Here is a 3,141-nt window from a genome sequence, read left to right as displayed (position 1 = left end):
CATGGAGCGCGGCGAGTTCATCGCGCGCGGCCAGGGCAAGGACATGGAAGCCAACAAGGTGCGGCAGCTGGTGGCAATCTAGACTGTCCGTCACCCGCTTTAGTCAAAGCCCGGTTCATCCGGGCTTTTGTGTGTCTGCAAGCGTGACGACGTTTGTACCCCTGCCGCGAACGTAGAATCGCAGCGGTCGCTGAAGCGGTTAGCGCCGGGGAGTCCACTGCTCCGAAGCGCAACCAGCCGGCAAAAACAATCACAAAAAAAGGTGCATGCCGATGGCTTTGCTGGCGTTGGACAACTGGCTTATTCAGACGAAAACTCACGTGGGGCTGTCGGGGTTTCGCCGCTTTCTGGTGGAGTTCGGTTATTTCGGTCTGAAGGAGGCGAGGGCCTGCCTGTTTGCCGGGCTGTTCTTTGCGGCGGTGTTTCTTGTGCCGCGGGCCGGTGTGGCGGGTGTTCCGCGCTATGACCTGTTGCTCCTGATTGCGCTGCTCATCCAAGGCTGGATGGTGCTGGCCAAGCTGGAAACGTTGGATGAGCTCAAGGCCATCTGCCTCTTTCACCTGGTGGGGTTTGCGCTGGAGGTTTTCAAGACGTCAGGATCCATCCAGTCCTGGAGTTACCCGGACTTTGCCTATACCAAGCTGTTTGGCGTGCCGCTGTTTTCGGGCTTTATGTATGCGGCGGTCGGCAGCTACATCATCCAGGCGTGGCGATTGTTTGACCTGCGCATCCGGCATCACCCGCCTTACTGGATGGCCGCGGTGATTGCACTGTTGATCTACGGAAATTTTTTCACGCACCATTTCTGGGGCGACTACCGCTGGTACATCGCGGCCTGCCTGGCCGGCTTGTATGCCAGGTCCTCGGTGACCTTCCGGCCCTATGACCGGGACCGGAGCATGCCCTTGCTGCTGGCCTTTTTGTTGATCGGGTTCTTTATCTGGGTGGCTGAAAACATCAGCACGTTTTTCAGCCTCTGGCACTATCCCAACCAGCTCGGTGGCTGGTCTGCCGTGCATGTCGGCAAATGGAGCGCCTGGTCGCTGCTGGTGGTCATGACCTTCACCATCGTGGCCAACCTCAAGCATGTGAAGGAACGCATCCATGTACCGGACTGAGCCCACCGTTCCCCGCGTGAGGCTGCGGTTTGATGCCGAGGCGGCGCTGTGGGCTGTCCTGATTTTTATCATCGAAGTGCTGATCGCGACCGTGTGGTCGCACCACCGCTGGCTGCGAGGGTTTGTCGGCGACGTGCTGGCGGTTGTGTGGGTGTACTTTGTGCTCAAGACCGTGATAAAGGCCAACCCCCGTGGCCTGGCACTGGTGGCGTTTGCGGTGGGTTGCCTGGTCGAGCTTGCCCAGTATGTCGCGGCCGTCAATGCCTGGCACGTTCAGAACCGGGTGCTGAAAATTGTGCTGGGCTCGGTGGCCGACTGGATGGATGTTCTGGCGTATGCCGTTGGGTTCCTGCTGGTCTTGGCGCTGGAATTCCTGCTGGCCCGGTGTCGGCCGTTGCCCGCTACCGGCAAGCCGGTCACTTCAGGCGAAAAATGATTTCCTTCATGCGCTGAAGCTTGGGGGCCACCATCGGCACCGTCAGCATGGTGCTGGCAATGGCCATCAGCAGCAGGGCGGTAAAGGTTTCGTGCGTGATGATTTTTTTGTCGAGCAGGATGTTGACAAAGATGATCATGATCAACCCTTTGGTCTGAAGCAGCCAGCCAATGATGGAGCTCTCGCCGGGGGCCCACTTCAGCATCTTGCCGGCGATGTGCATTCCGGCCAGCTTGCCGGCCACCGACACCACGAGCAAAGCGGCCGCGGCTATAAATACGGCTTCGCCGCCTACCGACCAGTTGGTGCGCAGCCCCGCGCTCAGGAAAAACACCGGCATCATCACCAGCAACACGTGGTGCCGCAGCAGGTCCATGTGTTCCTGGTCGAACCAATCGCTGTCCATGATGGCGCCTGCCAGAAAAGCGCCCACGATGTAGTCCAGGCCGGCCCATTCCGCGCCGAAAGCACTGACGATGAGGCAGATCAACGCGGCGTACCAGCGGTCACGCTCGGGCAGCCACACCATGAGTTTGCGGAAGGCCGGGCTCAGGACCGCAAATACCGCCAGGAAGCCGACCTGCGTGCCGACCCGCTCCCAGTCCAGCAGGATCAGCGCCAGCACCCCCCAGATTGCGATGTCGTCGAGGCTGGCGTAGCGCAACATGCGCTGGCCGAGGGGCTCGCGCAAGATGACTAGCTTGTCCATCAGCAAAATCAGGACGGGGAGGGCGGTGACGGCGCAGGCCATCCCCACGCCCAGCACGAATTGCCAGCGCATGCCCTGGGCGCCTAGCCAGCCTTCCTGCATCAGCATGCACGCGGCCACCCCGCAGCCGAAAATGAGAGGTGTGCCGAGCGCCAGGCTGGCCGTGATGCCGCTTTCGCGCCGGTGGGTCCAGGTTTTTTTCAGGTCCAGTTCAATGCCGGCGATCCACACAAACACCATCACGGCCCACCAGGCAATGCCGTTTAGCGACTGCACGACCGGTGCGCTGAAGACGAAGGCGTAATAGTCGGGGTAGACCTTGCCCAGGATTCCCGGGCCGAGCAGGATGCCGGTGATGATCTGCACCACCACCAGCGGGGCGTAGTAGTCGGTCTTGAAAACCCGCCAGATCAGGTAGGGAACCGTGAAGATGATCGCCATGGCGATCAAATAGGTTTCAGTAGTGGTCATTGCCGCGCGCATGCTTCCCTCTGTTTTTAGTGCTCCGGCCTGGCCGGTCATCAAGCGCCGAATGGTAGACCATTGAAGGAGCGGCGGCTGGGCAGGCGGGATTCGGTCGGTTACCATGTCATCGGCTGGCCCCATTGCCAGCCACGTCGCTCGGACGGTTCCGGGCGCTTACGTGAAAGTTTCTATGTCCGCCTCTTCTTCAGGCAAGCGCCGCTTTGCGCGCATTGACCGCCTTCCTCCCTACGTTTTCAACATCACGGCCGAGCTGAAACTTGCGGCGCGCCGGCGCGGCGAGGACGTCATCGACATGAGCATGGGCAACCCCGATGGGGCCACGCCGGCACACATCGTCGCCAAGCTCACCGAGGTCGCGCAGCGGCCCGACACCCATGGTTATTCGGCCAGCA

Annotated in this window: 3 protein-coding genes and 1 pseudogene; 3 read left to right on the top strand and 1 reads right to left on the bottom strand. The window is 60.8% G+C overall.

Annotated elements, in window-relative coordinates:
• The first annotated feature begins 272 nt into the window (after positions 1 to 272).
• Both ABI660_RS23315 and ABI660_RS23310 read left to right on the top strand, forming a co-directional pair.
• The gene (locus ABI660_RS23315) at positions 273 to 1,118 is read left to right on the top strand and encodes a DUF817 domain-containing protein (protein ID WP_348072622.1); all 846 of its coding nucleotides are present in this window, start codon (positions 273 to 275) and stop codon (positions 1,116 to 1,118) included.
• Positions 1,105 to 1,554 (top strand): DUF2809 domain-containing protein, encoded by a 450-nt coding sequence (locus tag ABI660_RS23310; RefSeq protein WP_348072620.1) that lies wholly within the window; start codon positions 1,105 to 1,107, stop codon positions 1,552 to 1,554. Before ABI660_RS23315 ends, ABI660_RS23310 begins: the two co-directional genes overlap by 14 nt.
• On the opposite strand, the gene ABI660_RS23305 is transcribed toward ABI660_RS23310, so the two are convergent.
• On the bottom strand, positions 1,535 to 2,734 hold the full coding sequence (locus ABI660_RS23305) for a cation:proton antiporter (RefSeq protein ID WP_348072618.1): 1,200 nt from the start codon (positions 2,732 to 2,734) through the stop codon (positions 1,535 to 1,537). The two genes, ABI660_RS23310 and ABI660_RS23305, sit on opposite strands and share 20 nt — an antisense overlap.
• A 184-nt stretch (positions 2,735 to 2,918) precedes the next feature.
• On the opposite strand from ABI660_RS23305, the pseudogene ABI660_RS23300 reads away from it, so the two are divergent.
• A pseudogene (locus ABI660_RS23300) lies at positions 2,919 to 3,141 on the top strand (alanine transaminase); the annotation flags it as partial.

Source organism: Polaromonas sp. (genome assembly GCF_039930745.1).
Classification (GTDB): domain Bacteria; phylum Pseudomonadota; class Gammaproteobacteria; order Burkholderiales; family Burkholderiaceae_C; genus Polaromonas.
Note: the sequence above shows the minus strand (reverse complement) of the source record. Positions and strands in the feature narration are given on the sequence as shown.

What these genes read in the sequence shown, in the direction of transcription:
- ABI660_RS23305 (WP_348072618.1), bottom strand. Translation starts at nt 2,734, where the DNA reads ATGACCACTACTGAAACCTATTTGATCGCCATGGCGATCATCTTCACG.
- ABI660_RS23315 (WP_348072622.1), top strand. Translation starts at nt 273, where the DNA reads ATGGCTTTGCTGGCGTTGGACAACTGGCTTATTCAGACGAAAACTCAC.
- ABI660_RS23310 (WP_348072620.1), top strand. Translation starts at nt 1,105, where the DNA reads ATGTACCGGACTGAGCCCACCGTTCCCCGCGTGAGGCTGCGGTTTGAT.